The 22,826-nt window shown below is 49.6% G+C and carries 25 protein-coding genes; 8 read left to right on the forward strand and 17 right to left on the reverse strand.

Annotated features, from left to right (window positions below; genetic code table 11):
• Positions 1–141: 141 nt before the first annotated feature.
• The 9 genes from KP014_RS18545 to KP014_RS18585 form a co-directional block, all read right to left on the reverse strand.
• A complete protein-coding gene (locus KP014_RS18545) occupies positions 142–606 on the reverse strand; it encodes a disulfide oxidoreductase (protein ID WP_036589097.1) in 465 nt (154 codons plus the stop codon).
• Positions 603–1,358 (reverse strand): DsbA family protein, encoded by a 756-nt coding sequence (locus KP014_RS18550; RefSeq protein WP_036589095.1) that lies wholly within the window; start codon positions 1,356–1,358, stop codon positions 603–605. The genes KP014_RS18545 and KP014_RS18550 overlap by 4 nt, the downstream gene beginning before the upstream one ends.
• A 133-nt stretch (positions 1,359–1,491) precedes the next feature.
• Entirely contained in the window at positions 1,492–2,808 is a 1,317-nt protein-coding gene (locus KP014_RS18555) for a hemolysin family protein (RefSeq protein WP_036589092.1), read from the reverse strand.
• Positions 2,809–3,115: 307 nt separating this feature from the next.
• Complete coding sequence (gene gerQ, locus KP014_RS18560; RefSeq protein WP_036589090.1) at positions 3,116–3,562, reverse strand: spore coat protein GerQ; 447 nt, start codon at positions 3,560–3,562, stop codon at positions 3,116–3,118.
• Positions 3,563–3,594: 32 nt separating this feature from the next.
• The gene (locus KP014_RS18565; protein ID WP_036589088.1) at positions 3,595–4,017 is read right to left on the reverse strand and encodes a cell wall hydrolase; all 423 of its coding nucleotides are present in this window, start codon (positions 4,015–4,017) and stop codon (positions 3,595–3,597) included.
• Between the two features lie 131 nt (positions 4,018–4,148).
• Positions 4,149–4,904: an SDR family NAD(P)-dependent oxidoreductase gene (locus KP014_RS18570; protein WP_036589086.1), complete on the reverse strand. Its 756-nt coding sequence runs from the start codon at positions 4,902–4,904 to the stop codon at positions 4,149–4,151.
• Between the two features lie 112 nt (positions 4,905–5,016).
• The gene (locus KP014_RS18575) at positions 5,017–5,412 is read right to left on the reverse strand and encodes a DUF2500 domain-containing protein (RefSeq protein ID WP_036589103.1); all 396 of its coding nucleotides are present in this window, start codon (positions 5,410–5,412) and stop codon (positions 5,017–5,019) included.
• 215 nt (positions 5,413–5,627) lie between these two features.
• Positions 5,628–5,804, reverse strand: a complete 177-nt coding sequence (locus KP014_RS18580) for a hypothetical protein (protein WP_175491732.1) — start codon at positions 5,802–5,804, stop codon at positions 5,628–5,630.
• Between the two features lie 202 nt (positions 5,805–6,006).
• Positions 6,007–7,290, reverse strand: a complete 1,284-nt coding sequence (locus tag KP014_RS18585; RefSeq protein WP_036589084.1) for a VPS10 domain-containing protein — start codon at positions 7,288–7,290, stop codon at positions 6,007–6,009.
• 261 nt (positions 7,291–7,551) lie between these two features.
• Between KP014_RS18585 and KP014_RS18590 the strand changes: the two genes are divergently transcribed.
• Positions 7,552–8,478 (forward strand): L-lactate dehydrogenase, encoded by a 927-nt coding sequence (locus KP014_RS18590; protein WP_036589082.1) that lies wholly within the window; start codon positions 7,552–7,554, stop codon positions 8,476–8,478.
• A gap of 98 nt (positions 8,479–8,576) precedes the next feature.
• Here KP014_RS18590 and KP014_RS18595 read toward each other — a convergent pair whose 3' ends face one another.
• The 3 genes from KP014_RS18595 to KP014_RS18605 all read right to left on the reverse strand — a co-directional run bounded on the left by KP014_RS18595 (position 8,577) and on the right by KP014_RS18605 (position 11,624).
• Positions 8,577–9,674 carry a DUF3900 domain-containing protein gene (locus tag KP014_RS18595; RefSeq protein ID WP_036589080.1) on the reverse strand — a complete coding sequence of 366 codons (1,098 nt, stop codon included), beginning with the start codon at positions 9,672–9,674 and terminating at the stop codon, positions 8,577–8,579.
• 79 nt (positions 9,675–9,753) lie between these two features.
• The gene (locus tag KP014_RS18600) at positions 9,754–10,662 is read right to left on the reverse strand and encodes a tyrosine-type recombinase/integrase (RefSeq protein WP_036589077.1); all 909 of its coding nucleotides are present in this window, start codon (positions 10,660–10,662) and stop codon (positions 9,754–9,756) included.
• 50 nt (positions 10,663–10,712) lie between these two features.
• Positions 10,713–11,624 (reverse strand): LysR family transcriptional regulator, encoded by a 912-nt coding sequence (locus KP014_RS18605; RefSeq protein WP_036589101.1) that lies wholly within the window; start codon positions 11,622–11,624, stop codon positions 10,713–10,715.
• A gap of 116 nt (positions 11,625–11,740) precedes the next feature.
• On the opposite strand from KP014_RS18605, the gene KP014_RS18610 reads away from it, so the two are divergent.
• Positions 11,741–13,054 carry an APC family permease gene (locus KP014_RS18610; protein ID WP_036589075.1) on the forward strand — a complete coding sequence of 438 codons (1,314 nt, stop codon included), beginning with the start codon at positions 11,741–11,743 and terminating at the stop codon, positions 13,052–13,054.
• A 97-nt stretch (positions 13,055–13,151) separates the two neighbouring features.
• On the opposite strand, the gene KP014_RS18615 is transcribed toward KP014_RS18610, so the two are convergent.
• From KP014_RS18615 to KP014_RS18625, 3 genes are all read right to left on the reverse strand, one after another.
• Complete coding sequence (locus KP014_RS18615; protein ID WP_036589073.1) at positions 13,152–14,540, reverse strand: DUF4179 domain-containing protein; 1,389 nt, start codon at positions 14,538–14,540, stop codon at positions 13,152–13,154.
• The gene (locus tag KP014_RS18620) at positions 14,537–15,073 is read right to left on the reverse strand and encodes an RNA polymerase sigma factor (protein WP_036589070.1); all 537 of its coding nucleotides are present in this window, start codon (positions 15,071–15,073) and stop codon (positions 14,537–14,539) included. Before KP014_RS18620 ends, KP014_RS18615 begins: the two co-directional genes overlap by 4 nt.
• A gap of 142 nt (positions 15,074–15,215) precedes the next feature.
• Complete coding sequence (locus KP014_RS18625; protein ID WP_036589067.1) at positions 15,216–15,575, reverse strand: hypothetical protein; 360 nt, start codon at positions 15,573–15,575, stop codon at positions 15,216–15,218.
• Positions 15,576–15,810: 235 nt separating this feature from the next.
• On the opposite strand from KP014_RS18625, the gene KP014_RS18630 reads away from it, so the two are divergent.
• The 3 genes from KP014_RS18630 to KP014_RS28920 all read left to right on the forward strand — a co-directional run bounded on the left by KP014_RS18630 (position 15,811) and on the right by KP014_RS28920 (position 17,624).
• Positions 15,811–17,130 (forward strand): outer membrane protein assembly factor BamB family protein, encoded by a 1,320-nt coding sequence (locus KP014_RS18630; protein WP_175491733.1) that lies wholly within the window; start codon positions 15,811–15,813, stop codon positions 17,128–17,130.
• A gap of 177 nt (positions 17,131–17,307) precedes the next feature.
• Positions 17,308–17,454, forward strand: a complete 147-nt coding sequence (locus KP014_RS28915; protein ID WP_246590546.1) for a hypothetical protein — start codon at positions 17,308–17,310, stop codon at positions 17,452–17,454.
• Between the two features lie 17 nt (positions 17,455–17,471).
• Positions 17,472–17,624: a hypothetical protein gene (locus tag KP014_RS28920; RefSeq protein WP_246590547.1), complete on the forward strand. Its 153-nt coding sequence runs from the start codon at positions 17,472–17,474 to the stop codon at positions 17,622–17,624.
• Positions 17,625–17,659: 35 nt separating this feature from the next.
• Here the strand turns inward: KP014_RS28920 and KP014_RS18640 are convergent, their stop codons facing one another.
• Positions 17,660–18,667 (reverse strand): ketoacyl-ACP synthase III, encoded by a 1,008-nt coding sequence (locus KP014_RS18640; RefSeq protein ID WP_036596504.1) that lies wholly within the window; start codon positions 18,665–18,667, stop codon positions 17,660–17,662.
• Positions 18,668–18,889: 222 nt separating this feature from the next.
• Between KP014_RS18640 and KP014_RS18645 the strand changes: the two genes are divergently transcribed.
• On the forward strand, positions 18,890–20,314 hold the full coding sequence (locus KP014_RS18645; RefSeq protein WP_036596503.1) for a S8 family serine peptidase: 1,425 nt from the start codon (positions 18,890–18,892) through the stop codon (positions 20,312–20,314).
• 146 nt (positions 20,315–20,460) lie between these two features.
• Positions 20,461–20,628, forward strand: coding sequence for a hypothetical protein (locus KP014_RS18650; protein WP_175491734.1), 168 nt, complete (start codon positions 20,461–20,463; stop codon positions 20,626–20,628).
• A 144-nt stretch (positions 20,629–20,772) separates the two neighbouring features.
• Here the strand turns inward: KP014_RS18650 and KP014_RS18655 are convergent, their stop codons facing one another.
• On the reverse strand, positions 20,773–21,732 hold the full coding sequence (locus tag KP014_RS18655) for a helix-turn-helix transcriptional regulator (protein WP_036596499.1): 960 nt from the start codon (positions 21,730–21,732) through the stop codon (positions 20,773–20,775).
• 119 nt (positions 21,733–21,851) lie between these two features.
• Here KP014_RS18655 and KP014_RS18660 point away from each other — a divergent pair, with 119 nt between their 5' ends.
• A complete protein-coding gene (locus tag KP014_RS18660) occupies positions 21,852–22,790 on the forward strand; it encodes a Gfo/Idh/MocA family protein (protein WP_036596497.1) in 939 nt (312 codons plus the stop codon).
• The last annotated feature ends 36 nt before the right edge of the window (positions 22,791–22,826 follow it).

The following is a 22,826-nucleotide window of genomic DNA, read 5'->3' on the forward strand; positions in this document are numbered from 1 at the left end:
AAACAGTGAAAATAATGAAAAAGGAATGAAAAATCGACTAATTCACGCAAATTTCAATCATGAGATGTTCATGTCGTTTATTCTCTTGTATTATCCCTTCAGCGCGGGTTTTTATGCCAATTACACGAAAAAACTTCTACTCTATTGAGTGAATCCGTCCCCTATTTCTTCCGAATTCTCCTCTTTGCCCTCTCTGCCGTTCCACAGCAATACAAATATGAGTACAAAAGCCGTTAGCGCCAGCAGCGGAATAGTAATAAAACCAAAAAAATTGAGATAATCCTTCGTACAAGGGACACCGATGGTACAAGGAACCACTTTGCCCAGCGCCGGAATTTTCTGCTCCGCGTAATGATACAGTGATATGCTTCCACCTATCGCGCAAAGCGGCAGCACATACGGTATGATCCGCTTGTCATTTCGGTAGGTTGCTATGCCCAGAAGAAATACTTGAGGGTACATAAAAATCCGCTGGAACCAGCACAGCTTGCAGGGCTCGTATTTTAACACTTCGCTCAGGTAAAGGCTGCCTGCTACGGCGATCAAAGATACAAACCAGGCCAGATAGAGACAATGCCGCCTTAAGAAGGTGGAAAATGCGCTCATTCCGCTTCAGCCGCCTTTGCCGCTGACTCAATTTCTGCCGCAATCGCCGAGATGTTGAGAGGATCACTCGCCTTGATCCCGTTAATAAACAGCGATGGTGTGCTTCTCACATGATTGGTTTTTGCAACCGCATTATCCCTTGCCAACTCATCTGAATACGTGCGGTTTTGAATATCTTTACGCAGAAGATCGTAATCGATGGGAAGCTTCTCATTTTGCGCAAGCTCTACCAGGAAATCCTCGGTCGCCCACTCGGTCGCCTCATCTCCCTGGTTCGTATAGAGGGCATCGTAATAGGTCCAGAACGCTTCGCTATTCTGATGATAGACAGACAGCGCGGCAAGGGAAGCTGTCTTGGAATCAGGCCCAATAAAGGACATATTGACAAAATAAAGCGCCGCCTTTCCTGTCTCGATATAATCCTGCACAAGCTGCGGCTTAATGATTCCGGAGAACTTCGCGCAAGCCGGACATTTGAAATCACCGAACTCTACCAGCTTGACCGGCGCATCCGCCTTGCCAAGTCTGGGAAGTTCATCGTAATTAAACGCTGCCGGACTGCTGGAGCCTCCCGGATTGCCCGTATTTTGGGAAGCCAATACAAACAGCGCGGCAAAAATAACGACCGCGAGCAGGACCGTTCCGATTAATAGAATGCGTGTCTTTCTCTTCTGCCGCTCCAGTTCGGCCTGGCGCCTTTCTTGCTTGATCTTGGATGAGGAGCTTGTCCCGTTTTTCTTTGATTTGCTCAAGGTGGAATATCCTTTCTGTCCTGATGGACCCGAATAATGAAATGATTAATAGCTTAAAAGAAGGGTACCCCTAAAGCTAACCGCTCCAGAGAGGTACCCTTCATGCGATGCCAGTGACTATTTAATCTTGCTTTCAGGCTCCCGCTTCTTCCGCCAGCGGCTCCATTTTCAAAAGCTTAATGCGGGAGATGCGCTTGTTATCCGTCTCCTCGACGATGAACAGATGGCTTCCGTACTCTACGAATTGCCCTTTATGCGGGGGATTGGCTTCCAGTCTGGAATACAACCAGCCGCCAATCGTGTCGTAATCTTCCGTTTCCAGCTGCATATCAAATCGGCTGTTCACCTCTTCAATAAGCAGCAGGCCGTCGAGAGAGTACTCCTCCTCGCCGATCTTCTCAATTTCCGGGCGCTCCTGGTCGAATTCGTCCTGGATTTCTCCGACGATCTCTTCCATAATGTCCTCGAGGGTGACCAGTCCTGAAGTTCCTCCGTATTCATCAATCAGAATCGCGATTTGCGTCTTTGCTTTTTGCATCGTTTTCAGCAGGGCGCTGATTTGAATCGACTCGGGCACCGTCAGAACCGGACGAATCAATTCGTTAAGGTTCAACGCATTTTCCCTGATCAGATCCTTCATATGAATAAATCCGATTATGTGGTCCTTATCGCCTTCGCATACCGGATAACGCGTCCGCATGCCTTCAAAAGCGATTTGTAAATTTTCCTGGACGGATGAATGAATGTTAAGACAGATCATTTCCGTCCGTGGAATCATGATTTCCCTGGCCGTGGTGTCCGCAAATCCGAAAATATTGTCCACCAGGGTCATTTCGGTATTATCGATCAGTCCGCTCTTGTTGCTTTCCTGCATTATAATCCGGATCTCTTCCTCTGTATGCGCAGTTCCCATCTCGGAAACAGGCGAGAGCTTGAACATTCGCAATATTCCCTGCGCAAGTCCGTTCACCACCCAAATAAAGGGATACATCAGCTTGTAAAAGGCGCCGATCAGGCTTGCGGTCATCAGCAGCACCATTTCGGCCTTGTTCACCGCGATGGTCTTCGGAGCCATTTCACCGAGCACAATATGAAGAACGGTTATTAATAAAAAGGCAAGGATAACAGAACATACATGAACCGCCGCACTGCCCAGTCCGAATCCGGACAAAAGCGGTGACAGCAGCGCCGCGATGACAGGCTCTCCGAGCCAGCCCAGAGCCAGCGAAGCCAGCGTGATTCCGAGCTGACAGGCCGAGAGGTATGCGTCCATATTGCGGATAACCCCCTGCGCCGACAGCGCTCTTTTGCTGCCTTCCTCAGCCAGGGAATCGACCCGCCCTCCGCGCGCTTTTACCATCGCATACTCCACAGAGACAAAAAATCCGTTTAACAGCACCAAAAGAATAATCAGACCAACTCTCAATAAACCGGGTAAAGGGTCGCTCAAATTTTACTCCTACCCGTCGTTTTTGTCAGGCCGGCGGGTAGGCCCACCTCCTTCGTTTTATCCAAATATTGACGTCCAACTTGGCAGCCATTCCTTTCGCTACATATTTCCCAATAGACTCAGCTCCTTGCATATTCCGGGTATAAAGATATTCATTATTATATAAATATATCCGGCATTCCCGCAAGCATGCGTGTTCCTTTCGCAAACAGGCGAATTTATGCACAGTCCGGTTGGCCTGAAAGTTTCTCTCGGAAAAGAAAAAGTCCCGCGCTGTTAGGCCGGGACCGGATTTGTATTGGCTCAATTAACGGGTAACCGGAGGAGCGCCGATGACGCCCGGGTACTGATAAACAAGGGGCTGGTCAAAGGTTGCATAATCCAGATTGACCATCAGCAGGATAGTGCGTTGGCCGGTAGTCGGATCACTGATAATGATGTGGTCCCGCCCCGCAGCCTCCAGCACGCCTTTGAAGACTTTGGCGTTCCATTCGCTGTTATTCTCGTAGGTCATATAGAACGTGCCGACCTTGCCCAGGTTAAGCCGCAGGATATTTTCGATGTAGGACTGCTCGAAAGCGGGCAGCGCCCCCGAGACAACAGCACCTGTGGGCGTCATCGCACCTCCGCTTGCTACCTGCGGGGGGACGCTTCCGGTTGCCGGCACTCCGGAAGACATGCTTCCGTTTACCGGCATTCCAGATGACATGCTTCCGTACGAATAAGTAACGGGACGATAGGGCTGCATAATCATGAATCAGAACCTCCTTATAATAGAAAAATCTTTTAGTAAACGGCTGGACAATCCCCTTGGGAGGGCCGAAAAAAACAATGAGCTTTGAAACGGCCGGTATTCTGCTGGTTATACCAGGCGCCTGGGCAGTTCCCGGCGGGACGGAAGAACCAGAGGGCGTTGGAGGCGGGATGAGTTCTCTCACCGCCGATGACGCGTCTGGCGAGGCGGATATCCCTTTCTCTTGCACGCTGATAGAAATAACCTTTGGTCGTTGCTTCAAACCCGCCCGGACTCTGAAATACCATGTCGTTGACAGAGCGGATATTTCTGAAGTCCAGACAGTTGCCCAGTATCCGGTTGACTCCGACATTCCCCACCATAAGCATGCCGAGATCTCCGTCTTCCTCCGCTTCCGCCCGCATCAGCCGGGCCAAAACCTTTTCGCCTTCCGAATTCGTCTTAATGACGGCCACGCGCTTTCCTCCTTCAAATTGCCGGGTAAGAGGCAGTCGTTCTTTATTGCACGATGTATTGTATGTGCGAACGCCCAAGTGGTGACTTTTACCTGCCACTTTTTTGGAAGAACTGCGTTCCGGCCGTATTCTCAAGGTTCGTAAATCATCTTCCGGGTCATACCTCCGTCAACGACGAGCTGCGCTCCGGTAACGAATCGGTTGGCCGGGGAAGTCAGATACAGGCAGGCCTTGGCGATATCCCCGGGAATTCCCACACGACCCGCAGGATGCTGGGAATGATCGATCTCCCTTAGCCCGCTGTAATCCCCCGTCTCGATCCATCCCGGCAGGATGCTGTTGACCGTGATGCCATCCTTGCCGAGTGTTACTGCCATCGCATGGGTCAGTGATGAAATGGCCCCTTTGAAAGCTGCATAGGCTTCGGTATCGGGTTCCGACATCAGGGCGCGGGTAGAGGATATATTTACGACCGCACCTCCATTCGGATTGTTCCGCATAACTTTGGCCGCTTCGCGCGTCATCAGAAAGCAGCCGCGGGCATTCGTATTCATCACATTATCCCATTCCATGGCGGACAGCTCGTAAAATTTAGCAGCATGCGCGTTAGCAATACCCGCATTATTAATCAAAATATCGACGGTTCCAAAGGCTTGTACAGTCTGATCGACCAGCCCAATAATGTCCTCCTCACGGCTTACGTCGCAGGGGACGAAGAGAGCCTTTCCCCCTTCCCGACGGATATCCTCCGCAGTCCTTTCACCCTGCTCTTTGTTAACCTCTGCAATGACTACCTTCGCTCCATCTGCGGCATACGCCCTAGCGACCTCTTTGCCGATTCCCCGGCCTGCTCCGGTTACGATAACGGTCAAATTTTCAAAATTCATAATTGTCCACTCCGTTCATCATTCATGTCTATAAATGTAATATATCCCCTGAATCCGCATTACGGAAACAGAGGATATGATTAAAGTTGTTCTGCTTGAAAAAACGTTTGAACTAACGTTCTTCCATAAAGGAATAATGGGGCTCCCGCTTGAAACCATGATACCGGGTGCCTTGAAAGGTTAGACGCCCCCGGTCCCGTTCGGCGCTGACGCCGTATTCGCTCCCGTTCACATTGAACTCCACCCTATCCCCGTCTTCAAATTCAAAAGTCAGATAGTAAATCATCGTCGTACGGGCGATGTTACCATCATCCGGAGGCTTCTGCCTGATCTCGCTGCGCTTGGCCACTATGCGGGCAGGGACGGTAAGGACAGGCAGACGGTTGTTCCTGAACCACCCAAACAGTCCTCTCCCGGCTGACAGGGCGATTATGCCTACCATCACGACGACAAAGATCGGCAATACCGTTCCGGAAAAATCAAACATCCAGGATGGGTCCGGCCCCAAATTCATAGCGATTCCCCCTCGCCTCCCGTATTCCGCCCTCAAGTCAACCGGCAAACCCGGGCTTCCCTACATTATATGCCTTTACTTTTGCGGCATACTTACTGCCTAAGACATATACGCTTACAGCGAGGATTCTAATACAACTAAAAAGACCGCAACGCTCTCCCGGATTCCAGGAAAACTTGCGGTCTTAAACCTTGGGTCCAATGATTAGATTAAGCATGCACCAGGTCCAAGAAGTGTTTTGTTTCATCTTCTTGCTCCGGAATCATTCCATTCTCAGCCCAGCAGGCTTTGCATTGCTCTTCAGTCTGGCATTGGTGGGCATCGTCACAGGTGTAGCACAGTTGCAGAAGGTTTTTGGTTACAAAATCCGTTTCAAATGTTTTCATTATAATCTCTCCTGTCGATCGTCTAGTTTGTGAAAAAATGAACTTGCTTTCCATGTGTTAAATATATCACAGGGAATTTGATGATAATGTGATTTTTTTCACAATTTAAAAGAAAATTTTAAATAATTTTTGCATTGTTTATTTTAGATATATAAAAAGCGCGCGACTTCCTATCTTTCCAGATTAGGAACGCACGCTTTCTTTACTGAACGCGCCAATTGACGCCGCCATTCGTCGTTTGCAATAGAATTGACCGCTTGTTTTCGCTTTTTTCAATCAGCAGCCAACCGACCTCTTTCGAGATAAATTGGAGCTTGACGATCTCCGGATACTCGGCAAGCTTGGACTGAAGCACATCGCTGGGCGGCAGCGATTTCCAGTTCTTTCCTTGATTTGTCGTGTGGTATAGAAGATTCCCATTCAGCAGCCAGCCAAGGCCCGCATCCAGAAAGGTTGGAGGCACATCCTCATTCTTTCCAGTCCGGACGCCGAGATGAAGCGGATAATACATCCATTTTTCCCCTCCATCCGTTGTGAATAAGCCGTCATAGAACGTCCCTTCAACGCCCTTCATTCTGCCGGCCACCGGTATCCACCCACTATCCGTACCGAAAAATTCGGGTTGTCCCAGCTTAATGGTATCGTAATTCTTAAAAAAGGTGGCTGACGCAAAGGCACTATCTTCCCGCCAGCTGGCTCCGCCGTCAATGGTGTGATACAGCTTTGGGGTCTTGGATTTATTAAGTGTGACCAGACCATGCTCAGGATCCCGAAATACCATACCACCGGTAACGCCAACTACCGGGATCGCCGGATGGAGGGATTTCGGAGAATATTGATCATTTTGCATAACGGTCTTCCAGGTTGCTCCTCCGTCTTCCGTCATATACAGCGCCTTGCTCTCCCCGCTCCCCTCAGAATCCCAGGTAGCCAAAAGCCAACCCTTAAAGGGGGAATCAAAATAAACGGATGAAATCCTGCCGCCTTGATTGAGAGAAGAAATTTTCCAGCTCTTCCCCCCATCCTTAGTCCGCAGCACAGTAGATTCCATCGTTCCGAATGCCTGCCGTATAATCCAGCCGTTCCCGGGGTCCGTAAAAAAGATGTCCTGCCCGTAGACGGGATTGGACGAAAACTGGACGGTGGAAGCGGGAGAAATATTGGTCCATGTCTTTCCGCTGTCCCGTGTTAAGTACAACCGTAATGCATTTTTAGTTACGCCCCAGGCTAATCCCTCCGACTCGCTGAGCAGCTGAAAGTCGGTAAGCCGTGTCTGGATTTGGTATTTCGACTTTTTTGCAGAATAGATGTTGCCCGCATCGGGTGTGATCAGGGTAATCGTCTGACCCTCCTCAGGCGTCTCCGTCGGCTTCGGCTGCAGCGTAGTTTCCGGCGGGGGAGACGAACAGGATGCCACTGTCAGTGCAGCCAGCAGAATGATGAATAAATTTCTATAATGTTTCAGGCGTACAGCCGGAAAAGGCAATGTTCTCTCTCCTTTCGGCGATGATAAAAGTATCCTCGTCTGATTATACGCTTCCGGTAACACCAACAGCAAATGTGCTTCAATGCCCTAAAGCGGCCGGATTATAAACAAAAAACGCACTCCTTCCCCAACTTTCGTTGTCGATTCCGGTTATTATTGGGTAATGGATTAAAAAGAAGGTTCTTGAAAAGACTAACGATTGAAGCTATGATGAATAAGATTGTACACAAAAAATTCACACCATTCGAAGGAGATGGAACTATGGCCCCTTTCAAGCCTAATCGAGTCGTCGTTATCGGTACCGGAGCAGTGGGTACAACGACCGCTTATACCCTGCTGCTGCGCCGCCGCATGCCTGAACTTGTACTCATTGACGTTAATCATCAAAAGGCGCTTGGCGAAGCGCTCGATATGAACCACGGCATGCCTTTTGCAGGCGGTGTAAAATTGTGGGCCGGAACCTACGAAGACTGCCGGGATGCGGATATTATTATCGTGACCGCAGGGGCTTCACAGAAGCCGGGCGAGACACGAATTGATCTGCTTCGTAAGAACATTTCGATATTCCGGGATATTATCCAAAAAATAACGAAATATAATTCACACGCCATTTTGCTGATTGCAACCAATCCGGTTGATATTCTCGCATATGCCACGCTGGAAATCAGCGGCTTTGACCGCAGACGCGTTATCGGGTCCGGGACCGTGCTGGATAGCGCCCGTTTCCGCTACCTGATCGGAAAGCACAAAGAGATCGACCCGCGCAGCATTCACGGTTCCATCATCGGTGAACACGGCGACTCCGAGGTTCCTGTATGGAGCCTTGCCAATATCAGCGGGGGCATCGAGCTCGGCTTTGACGATGAGACCCGGGAAGAAATTTACCAAAACACGAAGAACGCCGCTTATGAAATTATTAACGCCAAGGGGGCAACTTCTTACGCCATTGCGCTCGCTCTGGACCGGATCGTAGAAGCCATACTCAGCAATGAAGGCGCCGTTCTAAACGTTTCGACACTCTTGAACAATTATAACGGTGTTTCGGATGTATTCCTCGGCGCTCCATGCATTGTGGACCGTTCCGGGGTTCGCGAGGTGCTGAAGATGCCGCTGAGCGAAGAAGAACAAGCGCTGTTCCAGCAGTCTGCCGAGAAGCTTAAAGCTGAAATCGCCAAACTGGAGCTTTAAGTCAAGCTAAACGAAGCATAGAGACGTTAAACAGAAGAAGCCACCAAGCGGTATAACAGCCAGGGGCTTCTTTCGTATTTGCTTAAACAGATGATTACCTATTCCTCGCTGGGTCCTTCTTCATCCGTCGACCATTTCTTATCCAGAAGCCTGTCCGCCAACTGTGCAAAGGGCTCCGGCTGCAGCAGTTCCACAGGCGAAAATCCTTTGTCAAAAGTAAAAGAAGAGCCCTCGATCACAAGCGCATATCGGTCGCCGAAACTAGCAATATGGATCTTGTCTCCATAATCCGCCAGAAACCCTTTGACATAGGTGTCGCCGATTTTGAATTTCAGTTCGATTTCCGGCTTGATGTCGATAATCCGCGATGCCGCCTCGATCACTTCCTCAGGCTCCCACTTATGCTGGATGTCGCGTTTCTCGCTTGCGGCCCAAAGCTCCAGATCACGCTCGGTCTGCTGGCGCTCTTCATGAGCCTCGTCCGGCCATTTGGTCTCCACATAACTCTGCACATACTCCATGACCTGATCATTTACAATTTCGGGAATCGACTGCTCGTAGGTGACGAACTTCAGAAAATCCTCAAAGTAGCGGGCATGCGAAGACTGGTGGATTTTTAATTCCCATTCATCGAACATGCCTTCCTCCGGCATATAAGGATACTGAATCGACTTCATATTGCGTGCGCTGATCGCCATTTCCACCTCGCTGATCAGACTGCGCTCATCGGAAATACGGGCAATTTTGGACTCAAAATCGCATTTCATGATGAAAACGAACGGGTCGTCGCCATGGGTGCGCAGCACAGCCTGGGAAAGAATAAGCGCTCCTCCTCGAACGGCGCTCGTATCGAGATAGCTTCGGACCAGATCGTCACCGAATTGGTGAAAGGATTCCACATCCTCTGCCGCGCGCAGCCGCGTGAGCTGATTGAAGTTAGGATTGCTGTCAAGATCATATCCCGGCTCTACCAGAAAGCGTCCGATCTTGGTCGGCGCCTGCTCCGAGTTCGGATTCTTCTCCACCTTGCGCTTGGCTGTCCGTGAGAACTCTCCGTCCAAAAACTTCTTAATGTCGCTGTGCTCGTACTCTTCTTCATCCAGTGTCTGGTAATGCTTGTAAGATTTCGCGCCTTGTCCCTCATTTCCTTCTACTTGAATCACATAAAAGGACAGAAATTGGACATTGAATTTCATCTTTTGCAACCTCATTTCCTGTTAACCGTTCGTCGGCATTCTGTCATGTTTCACACTCGTGTAAATCTGATGTTATGTTTTAGAGCTGGAGCTGCAGGCGGGACATAGCCTCTTCTTTTTCCCTGTCCGTGATATGGGTGTACACCGTTGTCGTCTGTATGGAGGAATGTCCGAGCAGCTCCTGCACGGTCCGCAAATCCGCGCCCTTCCGCAGAAGCATCGTGGCAAAGGAATGCCGTAATTTATGGCTGGAAAAAGAACGCCGGCGGGCAGCCGGAATTCCGCTCTGAAAGCGCTGAAAGGTCTCGGAAGCAATGCCCTGAATGGCGCGGATCGAGAGCCTGCGTCCTTTTTGCGAGATGAACATCGCCTCTTCCCTGCTTCCGCGCCAAGGCGTCAGCCGTTCCGCAAGAGCACTGTCCAGGTAGGGGGCGACATCCCCGGGTACGGGAACATTGCGCCATTTCCGGCCTTTGCCGAACACGCGTAGCATGCGCCGCTCCGGATGATAGTCTCCCAGATTCAATGTATGTACCTCTCCGACGCGCAGACCCATATAAGCCATCAGCAAAAAAACGGCCAGATTCCGTTCTTTATACTTTCCGTCCACTTTAGCCAGAAACCGCCGAATGTCGTCCTCGTCCAGATAGACCGGCTCCCGGTTCTTCTCGGTCTTGGACTTTTTGATGCCCGCGGCGGGATTGCCGGTCAGCAGTTCAAGCTCGATCAGCGATTTGAAGAAGCAGTTGACGGAAGCATGCTTGCGGTTCCTTGTTGTGTCGCTGACACCGCGTTCGCGCATGGAGGTAAGGAAGGAGATGACATGCAGTTTTTTGACGGTATTCAGATTTTTTCCGTTCAGACTGTTCAAGAACTGCCGCACATCGGCCAGGTACGATTTCTGGGTATATGCAGTGTAGCCCGCGTCCTTCATCCAGACGACAAAGGCTTCGAGTTCTTCTTCATACTCCAGCAGGGCTTCGTCCATCCAGATCACCTCCTCCCCTTTTCCGACCACTTATTATAGCAGATCATAACTTAGCCGTGAACGCCTTGACGCTGCCATCCTAAGGCATGCTGCCGCACCGTTTCCATAAACGCATCTAGCGCAGGGGATTTCCATTTCTTCCGGTGATAGGCAACCTGAGTCGCCACGCGCTGGGATTCGTCATCCCAGTTTAGCCGCGCCATTGTGCCTTCAGCAAGCTCTTTCTGTACCGTAACGAGTGGCAAAAAAGAAATGCCCAAACCAGCCATCACGCACTGCTTGATCGCCTCAATGCTCCAGAATTCCAGCTTCGGGTCCGGGTACACTCCGTGCATATTCAAATGCTGCTCGAACAGCAGCCGGTACGAACAGCCTGTCTCGGTATGCAGAATCGTCTCTTCTTTAAGATCGGACGGCTCGACCGCGGCACGATGGGCCAAACGGTGATTCACCGGAGCGACCAGCGCCATTTCCTCGTGTACCAGCGTCTCGATATGCAGATCCCTGTCGTCCCGCTCGGGCTGCAGCAGAAATGCCAGATCAAGCTCGCCCGACCGGATCATCTCCTGCAGCTCCCAGCAGTAACCGGGTTTCAGGATCATTTCCACTTGAGGAAACCTCCCTCTAAATTCACGGATAATTCCGGGCAGCCGAAAAGCCGCCAGGGACTCGGGCGCACCGATCTTGAGCGATCCGCCGATGCCGCTTTGAAAGCGCAGCGCGTCCTCGGCCATCGTATGCATTTTGGAAATCTCTTGGGCATACGGCAGCAGACGGCGTCCGGCGTCGGTCAGGGTGATTTTTTTGCCGATCCGGTCAAACAGCGGCTGACCCAGCTCGCCTTCCAGAGCTTGGATTTGCGCCGTAATGCTGGACTGGGCGTAATCAAGCTTCTGGGCAGCCCGTGTGAAGCTTCCAGCTTCTACTACCACCAGAAAAGTAAAAAGATGACGGGATTCCATCGACATGCTCCCTTCCATCGGAATTTTGAATGGATGGTATCTAAACATTCCGTTTTTCCAATAGATCCATTATCTGATACTCTGTAATAAAAGACAAGAAAGGCTGATGAAATTTAATGAAGCAATCCAATTCGCTGCAAAACCATATCGGGATGCCGCAGGCTATCGCCCTTTATATCGGTGCGGTGCTGGGATCGGGGATTCTGATCGTGCCGGGCCTGGCGGCGGAAATGGCTGGACCCGCTTCGCTGCTCGCTTGGGGATTCATGACACTGCTGATCCTTCCGATGGCTCTCTCGATGGGCCTTCTCTCCGCTAAATTTCCGAACGCTGGAGGCGTATCCCATTTCGTGACGCTTGCTTTTGGGGAACGCGCAGGAACGCTGGTCGGCTGGTTCTTCCTTATGTCCGTGCCGATTGGCGCTCCCGTAGCCGCGCTTACTGGAGCGGGCTATATGACCGCCGCCATGGGTTGGGGCGAACCGGCGCGGATCGCGCTGGCCGCCGCGATGGTGATTGCCGGGCTCGGCATGAACTGGGTCGGCATGCAGCTCGCCGGAAAAGTGCAAATCGCCGTCGTGCTCGCCATCGTAGCCGTGCTCATCTTCGCTTTTACCGCTGCGCTGCCACGGATGGAAAGCGCCAGCTTCACGCCGTTTGTCCCGCACGGCTGGATGAACGTCGGCAAGGCGACGGCGATTCTGTTCTGGTGCTTTATCGGCTGGGAGGCGGTGTCCCATCTATCCGAGGAATTCAAGGACCCGCAGCGGGCGGCGGTCAAGGGCGTTACCATCGCCGCCGTAATAGTCGGCGCGCTGTATTTCTTGACGGCGCTGGCCGTCGTCGGCACACAAAGCTATCTTAAGGGAAGCTCCTCCTCACTGGTCTGGATGATTAGCCGTCCGCTCGGGCAATGGGGCGGACTGGTCGCCGGACTCACCGGACTGTTTATCTGCACCGCCACGATAATCGCCTATGTCGGCGCCGCTTCAAGGGTAGCCTACGCGATGTCGCGCCAGGGCCATGCCCCCAAATGGATGGGCAGGATGTCCAGCCGCTTCCATACGCCGGTCGGCGCGCTTGCCTTCCTGCTGCTCTGCTTTACAGCGGTCCTTACGTTGTACGGCAGCGGACTCGTATCACTGACGACCCTGATCACCTTCCCGAACGCTACCTTTATTCTGACTTATATCGGCGGGTGCGCGGCGGGAATCCGGCTGCTCAAGGGCAGCCGATCCGGGGTAATCATTAGCTGGATTTCCTTCATCGCGACGGCGGCCGTGTTTCCGTTTACGGGCATGGCGGTTGCCTATCCTTGCATCATCGTTGCCTTTTATTTTGCCTTCGTCATCTACAAGAAACGGAAAACTCCGCTTAACGTTCAAGCGGTCCCGGCAAAATGCCCGGATCAACGGACCGAAGTTTCCTGAATAATTTCATAACAAAAGCCGCCGGCAGGGCGATCGTTTGGCGCTCTGCCGGCGTTTTTTTGATTGAGATGCTATAATCCAGTTTACTTATCCCGATTTACCAGTTTAACGGAATTTTAACCCGCAGCGGTTCGGCGTCCTTGCCGGCCGGATCGGCATGGGTAACCATTTCGAGTCCGTTCTTTGGGTCAAGCGGCGGGAACACCGCCATAAACGACAGTTTGTCCCTAGCAGTCCGTACCGGAAAATGTCTATACGAAATAAACTCTTTCGACGGAGTTCTGAAATGAAAAGGCAAATTCTGTTCCATTTCTGTACTCAATGTATAATATACGCGCGTCTCGCTCGGTCTGTAATCGATATTGGTTATCGTTATATCTTCGCCACCTTCCCTATGCACATGGATGGGAAATGTATGTTTGACTTCTGTTACCACTTCTTTGGGAGGTTCCGGATTGGCCGAATAATTCGGGGCCCAAATAACCAGCGTTAAATAAGCGGGATGCGGGTTGATATCAGTCAGACTGGAATAATCCGAAATGGATTGCCCGTTCTCGCTGCCGCTTCCTCCTCCCGAATCCAGGTAAGTTCCCAGATCATCTTGAAGCTGAATCGACCATTTTGACATGCTGAAATTGTCCTCCGCTTGCAGCACAAGTCTTACGGCGGCAGGCGCCAGAACCAGTTTTTTCACAGTGAATGCGGTCCCTTGATAAGCGGCTTTAATGCCAGGATAGAATGTCTGTGCGAGCGCGTCGCTTTTGGACTTGTTCAACGGAATAGATACGTCCCAATTTCCTTTCTGTGTTCCGATACGATCAATGAGCATACTCAGATGCAATGTATCTGGCAATTCAGACCCTCCAAACGAGAAAAGAGTAGTTCCCGCGAAGCTGTGGTCGCCCGTAATCGTAAACTCATGCGTATAGATGCTGTTGTAATCGGCTTGTTTCTCCGCAAAATTGAGCTTGTAGTATACAGCCGCATTCTTGTCCGTAATTTTGGGCCCATCCGGCGGAAAATTCACTTCATAATTCAAGACGAGCTGGATACCGTCATAAAATACATTGTCAATCCTGAACTCGATTCCATGATCGGTTACGGAAGCATCCCCCCGAGAACTGAGGTTTTTCTTTTCAATTTGTTCCAATCCGCTAAGGAAACGCCCTTTCTCGTACAGCAGATCGATAAAAGAAATATGCCTGAGAGCCTCGCCGAACGATGGATACAAAAAGCTCGAGCCGATGACCATAACAAAAGCGACTGCCATCGCGGCAAGGCCGATTCTCCATTTTCGGAATAGATTACTGCGTCCCTCCTGTTCCTCGCCGCCCAGGCGCTTCTCCCATAGCTCCTCAAAGGAAAAGCATGGCTGCAGCTCGCGGAATAATTCTGGAGCCATATTGAAAGTGTCCGCCGCAGCGTCTTTAATCGTTTCCAGAGTTACTTCCGTTCGGCCGGACTTACGGTCCGTTCGATTATTCATTGTCTCCCCTCCCTAACGGGCAGCGGCTTGCTCCCGAAATGACGGTTATTTCGCAGCTTCACAAGAGCGGCATTTAATCTTGATTTGCAAGTTCCTAAAGAGATGTCCAGCGTCTCGACCGTTTCCCGCAGCGGAAGTTCCGCATAATAATGCAGGGTAATAACCTCTCTTTGTTTTTTGGACAAGCTGCTCACCGCTTCCCATAACTCCCTGTGCCGTTCATACGCCAGGATAATTAGTTCCAGCGAATCGCCGGAATCCCTTTCTGGAACTTGTCCGAAGAGCGACTGCCACCGCAGCTTGCGGTGCATGCTTCTCGTAATATTGATCGCAATCCGGTATAACCATGGCCGAATCGGCCTGGAGGAATCGTACAAATGAAATTTGGCAAAAGCCCGCAAGAACGTCTCCTGCGTGACATCGTCCGCCATTGCGGGGGACTTCGTAATCATGAGCGCAACGCCGTATACATACGAGGAATGCTCCTCAAATATTTCCTGCGCCTGCCGCTGCATGATGGGATGATGTTTCAACGTAAGGCTCCTTCCTCCCGATTTTATTTGCTATACGCATTTAGTGGAGGGAAGTGTTCGGTATTGCGGCAAAATAAAAAGCGCCCCTTCCTCATCGTATATTACGATAAAGAAGAAGCGTCCTTTTGAGAAGCCGTTCTTTTTATTTCCCGCCGGACTGGCGTGATTGATAGAACTCCACCGCTTTTTGCAGCAGCTGCTGCATGGAGCCAAAAGAGGTGTTTTCCTTCACCTGCGTATCCAGCTGATCCTGAGGCACCTCGGCTATCCTTTGCGCGGAATCTGCAGCGGACCCGAGTCCGGCCTTTTGCAGCAGTTCTCCGATGGACTGGAACGGTGTATATTTTTGCATGAATTCCGGAGTCAGCAGACTATCTAGTGGTAGCTTTTCCAGCAGTTGGTCCAAAGGAAGACTTTTTGCGATTTCCATCAGCCCGCCAGGAGACTTCGCTTTCTCGATCAGTCCTTTTAAGTCACCAAATCCGCCTAAGTTGAGTCCCATAGGGATATCCTCCTTTTACGTTGCTTAAAATTTTATTTATCGTTCTCTTCTTTCTTACCCGGTTTGGTCCAATCTGATTCGCTATATTGCATTTAACCGTCTTAGCCTCTTATTAGTTAACATAACAATTATTATGTTAACTAATTTCGTCGTGTGGTTTTATTTTCCATATATAGCAACTTAATCACCGCTTCAGGAGTCAAATACATAGAAGAATAACAAGGAGATGAAATTGTTGAAAAAAACAACTTATATTCTGAACGCACTGCTCGCCGCAGCCCTGCTTTCCACCAGTGACGGTCTTTACGGACACATCGCTGCGGCGGATACCGCGCATGGAAATATCTCTTCTGTTTCCGCTGCGGCCGACTCCGCAACTCCTGTGCTTAAGCCGCTCTGGCAGGCAAAAACAAACGAAAACGGACTTTATGATAAGCAGGCTCCCGCGTCGAATGGCCTTGTATATTATGCTGCAAGCGGCAAGCTCATGGCGGCGGATCTCACGACAGGCAAGGTGAAATGGTCCATCCCTGGAGGACAGTATCCCGAAGTAATAACCAACAGCTCCGTCTTTTACATTACAAGCGGCGGCGATCTGATGCGGGCGAATGCCCGAAGCGGAAAGGTAATTTGGAAAGTGAAAGGGGGCAATGCCTTTTCGGAGGTCGGTGCGCATGCAGCACTTGAAAGCGGGACCTTGATTTATTTTAACGAAAACGGCGGACTCGCCGCCTACAATCCTTCAAACGGCAAGAAAAAATGGGAGAACAAAGCATTGCCCATGTACGCAAGCTCCCTGATCGGCCAATATGACGGCGTACTTGTAGTCTCCAGTACCGTCGATAATTACCGGACGCAATTTTTCGGCCTTGATCCCGCTACCGGTAAACAACTCTGGAGAACCGAGGGCGTTTACTCCTTCCTCGCCTACCGGAAGGGACAGCTTATGATGCGCCGGCAGCCGAACCTTTCAACGGTTACCGGCGGAGTGGCGGCTCCCGGTTATTTGGTCACTTGGGTTCAACTGAGTCCCCGAACCGGAAAGGTGACCAGAACGGAGAACTACACTCCTCTTCATGATGTAAGCCGACTCGGCAACAGCTATACCGCCATTGTGGGCACCTATCTTTATACCGCCGACGGCAATCTCGACAAGAACGAAGCCTTCCTTCGCCGCTATACTTTGGATCAAGACAGCAATGCCAAACCGGTCAGCTATGAACAGTATGGAAAATGGTTGGCCGGTCCGGAAAACGGCATGGCCTTCTTTGCACAGGGAACCGAATTGATCGGTGTCAAACTTAGTAATCTTAGTACAGTGTCCTACGGCCGCTTTCCTAGTCCCGTTGCCCGTGTCCAAGCCGTAGGCAGGGGCGTATTCGCCAGTTTGGACAACGGAGAGTTTTATTTGATCGAGGCGGCGACGGGCAAAAGGCTCGGACATATCGCAACGAACGCCACTGAGATCGGCAATGCTTATGTGGTGAACGATGTGGTACTCATTCAGACAAACGCGGGATTGATCGCCGCCGCTCTTCCGAAATCGTTGAAATAGTAAAAAAAATGGAACAAATCAACCCGTCCACTTAATCATCCGCCCGGGAAAAAATCGCTTAAAACAAAAACAGCGTATAATTTATGTTATACGCTGTTTTTTCGAGGCATAAATGGCCATGTCTAAAAGGATTCAAAATAAGAATACCCGCTACCATACTTTGGGGAGGAATATGATATGGAGAGACCTATGATAGGGGTTGTACCTTTGTATGATAAGGATAAGGAAAGCTACTGGATGCTGCCAGATTATATGAAAGGGATTGAAGATGCTGGTGGAATTCCGGACATGACGTTAATCCCGAAATTTACGGTGAGAACGTAGATGATGTTTGCGGGGAAATGTGTAATGAGCGGGATGATATGGAGACAGCTCTATTTAAACAAGTCGTAGATTTGGATAAACCAGCATTTGGGATCTGTTTCTGCTCGTCCAAAAAAACAGGTACCGACCTTTTCATGGAAGAAATCCGTACCTGTTTGTTCCATCTTTAGCAATTCTTTAGTCTATGGCTGGCTTATTAAGCTTTTTACAAAGGTGTCGGCACCGTAACTTGTTCGTCTAATTTCAGCCGTAACAGCTGCCCGGCATGTGTCAAACCGGCACCAAAACCATACATAAGAATCCGATCCCCATTTTTCACTTTTCCATCGCGAATGCCAAGGTCGAGTGATAAAGGAATGGTCGCAGCCGAGGTATTCCCGAAGTTGACCAAGCTGTACAGTGTCTTTTCCATCGGGTGTTCCATTTTTCCACAAATCGGCTCGATGATCCGCAAGTTGGCGCTATGAGGGATAAACCAATCCACTTTATCTATAGTCATTTCCGTTTTATATAAAATTTCTTTAATACCATTAGGAATATTTCTAACCACCCATCGGAAAACTTCTCGGCCATTTTGGACAATGCACCCAGTATCGATCAATTCAATACCATTGACCTTATTCGCCAAACCGGTACGATACACATGATGCGCTCCACTCCCGTCACTTCCCATATGATATCCAATGAAGCTATTAAATTGGTCATCCCTTTCGATCAGCACGGCGCCGGCCCCATCACCAAATAAAATACATGTGGTTCGATCAGTGTAATCCGTGATTTTGGACATGGTATCTGCGCCGATGACCAGTATTTTGCTGTGAAGCCCAGATGAAATCATACCGTGTGCCGTATGCAAAGCATATACAAAGCCGGAACATGCCGCGCTTATATCCATTGCTCCCGTCTGGGCGATATGTAATCGATCTTGCACAAGGCTGGAAACCGATGGAAACGGAAAATCCGGTGTACTGGTCGCTACTATCACCATATCCACATCTTCAACGGTTTTATTGAATCTCTGAATTAAATTTTTTACGGCAGCCACACATAAATCACTGGTAAATTCATCAGGACGGCTAATTCTGCGTTCTTCAATGCCGGTTCTTTGAATAATCCATTCATTATTCGTATCAACCATACGCTCCAAATTAAAATTGGTTAGTCTCTTTTCGGGCACATAAGTCCCAATTGCTGTTATTCTTGCCCCTACCATATATTTCACCTCACAATAATTTACAATATGATATTAGTACCTGGTACCAATTATAGTGTAAGATGTTGGAAAAAACAATATAATTTCATGTTTGGCATCCAGGAGGGAAGTCATAAAATACTAATTTATTTTGAATGACTAGAAGGAATTTTGATATGTGTATTTAATTAATATAAATAGATTTTTATGGAAGAAAATAATCATAGAGAGGTGATTTAGTAAATGAAGAAAATTATTTTGTCGGCAGCTATCTTGGTCCTTATTCTCACAACAGCTTTCAATTCAGTAAATGCCGCATCCGCTCAAGCCGAGGAAAGAGTAATCGTTTTGTTCAAAGACAAAGTTGACAAGGATTTGATTGCAAACAATGGAGGGAAAATCAACAGAGAACTAAGAAACATACCGGCCGTATCCATCAGTGTCCCTTCAGTCGCGCTGCAAGGGCTTTCCAGAAATCCGAATATTGAACTTATTGAGAAAGATTCAATAGTTAAGGTAGAAGGGCAAGTCTCGGATTGGGGAATTGATGATGTAAAAGCACCCGTTGCATGGAATTCCGGTTACACTGGAACGGGGGTGAAAATCGCTGTAGTTGATACAGGAATATCACTTAGCCATTCGGATCTTTCAGTAGCAGGAGGAGCTTCTTTTGTGGCCTATACAAATTCCTATAATGATGACAATGGTCACGGTACCCATGTATCCGGAATCATCGGTGCCCGAAATAATGATATTGGAACCATTGGCGTAGCCCCCGATTCTGATCTGTACGCCGTGAAAGTGCTTGATTCCAGCGGAAGCGGCTATCTCTCGGATGTAATAGCGGGGATTGACTGGGCCATCACAAACCAAATGGATATTATTAATTTAAGCTTAGGAAGCACAACCGATTCTCCTACATTGCACCAGGCAGTAGATAAGGCTTATAACAACGGTACGTTGGTTGTTGCTGCCGCCGGAAACAGCGGTTTGATTAACGGTAATGGCGATACGGTTGAATATCCCGCAAAATACGATTCCGCTATTGCAGTAGCCGCAGTAGATTCATCTAATATTCGTGCCAGCTTTTCGTCGACGGGTCCAAAAGTTGAAGTGTCAGCACCGGGTGTTTCCATCTACTCCACGTATTTGAATAATGGTTATGCAAGAATGTCCGGTACTTCAATGGCTACTCCTTATACTACGGGTATACTTGCCCTTCTTAAACAGCAGAATCCTGCTCTAACCAATATTGAACTTCGGGATAAGCTTGATCAGAACGTTGTGGACCTCGGGGCTGCGGGGCGTGATACACTTACAGGATACGGATTAATTCAGGCCCAAGCTCAACCAGTTGAATCTAACAAGACAGTCATAAGTGTTACTACAGATAAAGATTCCTACTTAAAAGGAGAAACCGTTACTGTAGAAGCTACAGTTAAGGACTCCAATTTAATTGCTTTGAACGGGGCGACGGTAAACTTAACGATTACCTCTCCTAGCGGAAGCCAAACTAATGCAGTTCAGACCACCGATTCTAGCGGGACAGTTGTATTCAATATAGCTACTAATAAAAAAACTAAGATAGGAACCTACAATATTAATGTTCAATCGTCCTTATCCGGTTACTCAAGCAGTAATGCAACCACGCAATATACTATAAACTAGTAATATCATTGCCGGTTATTGAACCTACTTTCCCCTATTGGCTGAGACTGTCTCGCTGTAATAACCCGCCCTGCTGAACCGGTTGCCGCCCGCCCGCATAGAATACTGTGAAATGAAGCAATATGCGCAAAGGTGGAATCTATTACATGTCCAAGAACAAGCGCGGCAAAGCGCTCTGGCGCATGCCTTCCCGCGGGAGGGGAACTTGCCCCCTGTGCGGCAGCACACGGATCAAACTATTATATACGGCCAAAGGACTTCAAGGCGAAAAGCTGACGGTATGCAAAAAATGTCAGGGCAAACAGGCGAGGTAACATTCACACAGAGCCGTATCGGCATAAAGTTTTCTAGTCTCGTTGTGCAACAGCCTCACAATGCGGTTGACTCACGGGTTATCCAATTTTTATTAGAGACGGGTAACCCGTGTCCTCCTTGTCCCGAAAGCTGTATCCCCCTATTCAATCCCCATAAAAAGTACGAAGCTCATCCAGCTTATCTTTGATAAAAGCTCTAAGCTCTTCAGGCGCAACGACCTCGCCGCAGCCGATCAGTTCCAGAATATCGCGGCAGGCCGCTTCATAACCATACATATTCACCGTCAGAAGGGCCGTATTCTGTTCCCAAGCGGTATGCAGAATCTCCAGCTTGTTCCGCAAATTCACGCTCGGCTCTTTCACCCTGAGAATTACCGGATAAACCTCCCTCTCTTGCCGCGACCGCTTAAATGACTGATTGCTGCCTTTCCAATAATGTTCCAATGAGAAGTCCGCCGGAATTTCGAACCCTCCCTCTAACTGTTCAGCAGCTGATATTCGCTCGCATTTAAACGTCCGGACTTCCTCCACCATTTCACTGTATGCAGCCAGATACCATTCACCCTGCTTCACCACCAGCCCATAAGGCCGAACATCTCGAATAGACAACTCTCCTCCCGGCTTGCGGTAATGGATCGTCAGCTTATGCGATTTCCAAAGCGCGGCACGAACCGTTTCCAGGCAGGGAGCATCAGGGCGCTCGCGCCACCAGGGCGTATCGTCAAAATAAAACCGGGACTTAGCCTTATGCAAATCCGGTTTGTATTCATCCGGCAGCGTTTTTTCCAGCTTCAGCAGCGCGCTCCGGAGCTTATGTCCTGATTCGGTTCCCGCGCCGGAATAAATGCCAAGTCCCGTCAGATACAGGTGAACGACGTCGTCATTATGTAAACTTTTTAGATCAACGGTATACCCTTCCATCAGCGAAAGACCGCCGGACGGCCCCGGAGCGCTGACAATCGGTACACCGGATTCAGCCAGCGTATCCACATCGCGGTAAATTGAACGGACGGAGGTTTCCAGCGCTTCCGCCAGCTCTTTTGCTTTCAGCTTCCCTCTTGATTCCAGCAGCAATAATATCGCAACCAGCCGATGCAGCCTCATAACACCCCTCCTTTTATCAGCGGACAGAAAATTTCACAGACAGCCTCAAATCATTGCCATTCTGCTGTCAACAATACAAGTATATCATAGGTCCATAACCTTTGAAGGAGTTGGAACTTATGAATGTAGCTGTGCTCGGAACAGGATTTGGAACATATCATGCCAAGCTGCTGAAGTCAGTGGATCTGTGTGGACGATTGATCGTGTTCGGCAGGAACGATGCTAAGCTGGCGCAACTGGAGAAGGAGCTAAATGTAGAGATTGCCCGGGATATTGGCGGTATTTTGCGCGATCCGGATATTGATGTCATCGACCTGTGCCTGCCGACCTCTCTTCACTGCGAGGTTGCGGTCAAGGCGCTTGAGCATGGAAAGCATGTGTTCTGCGAAACGCCCGTATGCTGCTCGGTGGAAGAGGCTGCGGCCATGCTGGATGCGGAAAGAAGCTCCGGCAAAAGAGTCCTCGTTAACCGGTTTATCCATTTTGACCCGGCTTACGCCTTTTTGCGCGAATCCTGCCTGAAGGGTACATACGGCAAGCTGCTGTCTCTCACTTTAAAAAGGGAAACGCCGCCGCTCTGGGGGGACCTCGGATTGGACACCATCCCTGTGAATCTCATGATCCATGAGTTGGATATTATTGGCGGGATCATGGATTCTCCGGAGCTTATCTCCGCCTGGGGAACGGAATATAGGGATGCGCGCCAGTCGCTGGTCCGGGCCGTATTCGGGCGGGACGGCGCGATTGCGGAAATCGTCTCTTCCTCGGGAATGCCTGACGGATATCCCTTTACTGTCGGCTATGAAGCGTATTTTGAATCAGGCAAGCTGGTTTTTCTGGAAAAGGATTCTGGTAATCAGTCTGATGCTGCTTTAACGGAATATACCGCCTCCGGCGCACGGCGTCTCGTTTTGAAAGAGATTAATCCGTATGCCGCCACCTTGGAACATGCGCTGCAAAGCTTACATCACGGGACAAATTCACTCCTTTCCTTGGAGAACGCGGCCGAGTCTCTGGCTAACGCGCTGGGAATCCGGCGGCAAATAAAGCAAAAGTAGCTTGTGCTTTTCCAGCGATTAGGATATTCTGTAATA

This window comes from Paenibacillus sophorae, assembly GCF_018966525.1.
GTDB classification, from domain to species: domain Bacteria; phylum Bacillota; class Bacilli; order Paenibacillales; family Paenibacillaceae; genus Paenibacillus_AQ; species Paenibacillus_AQ sophorae.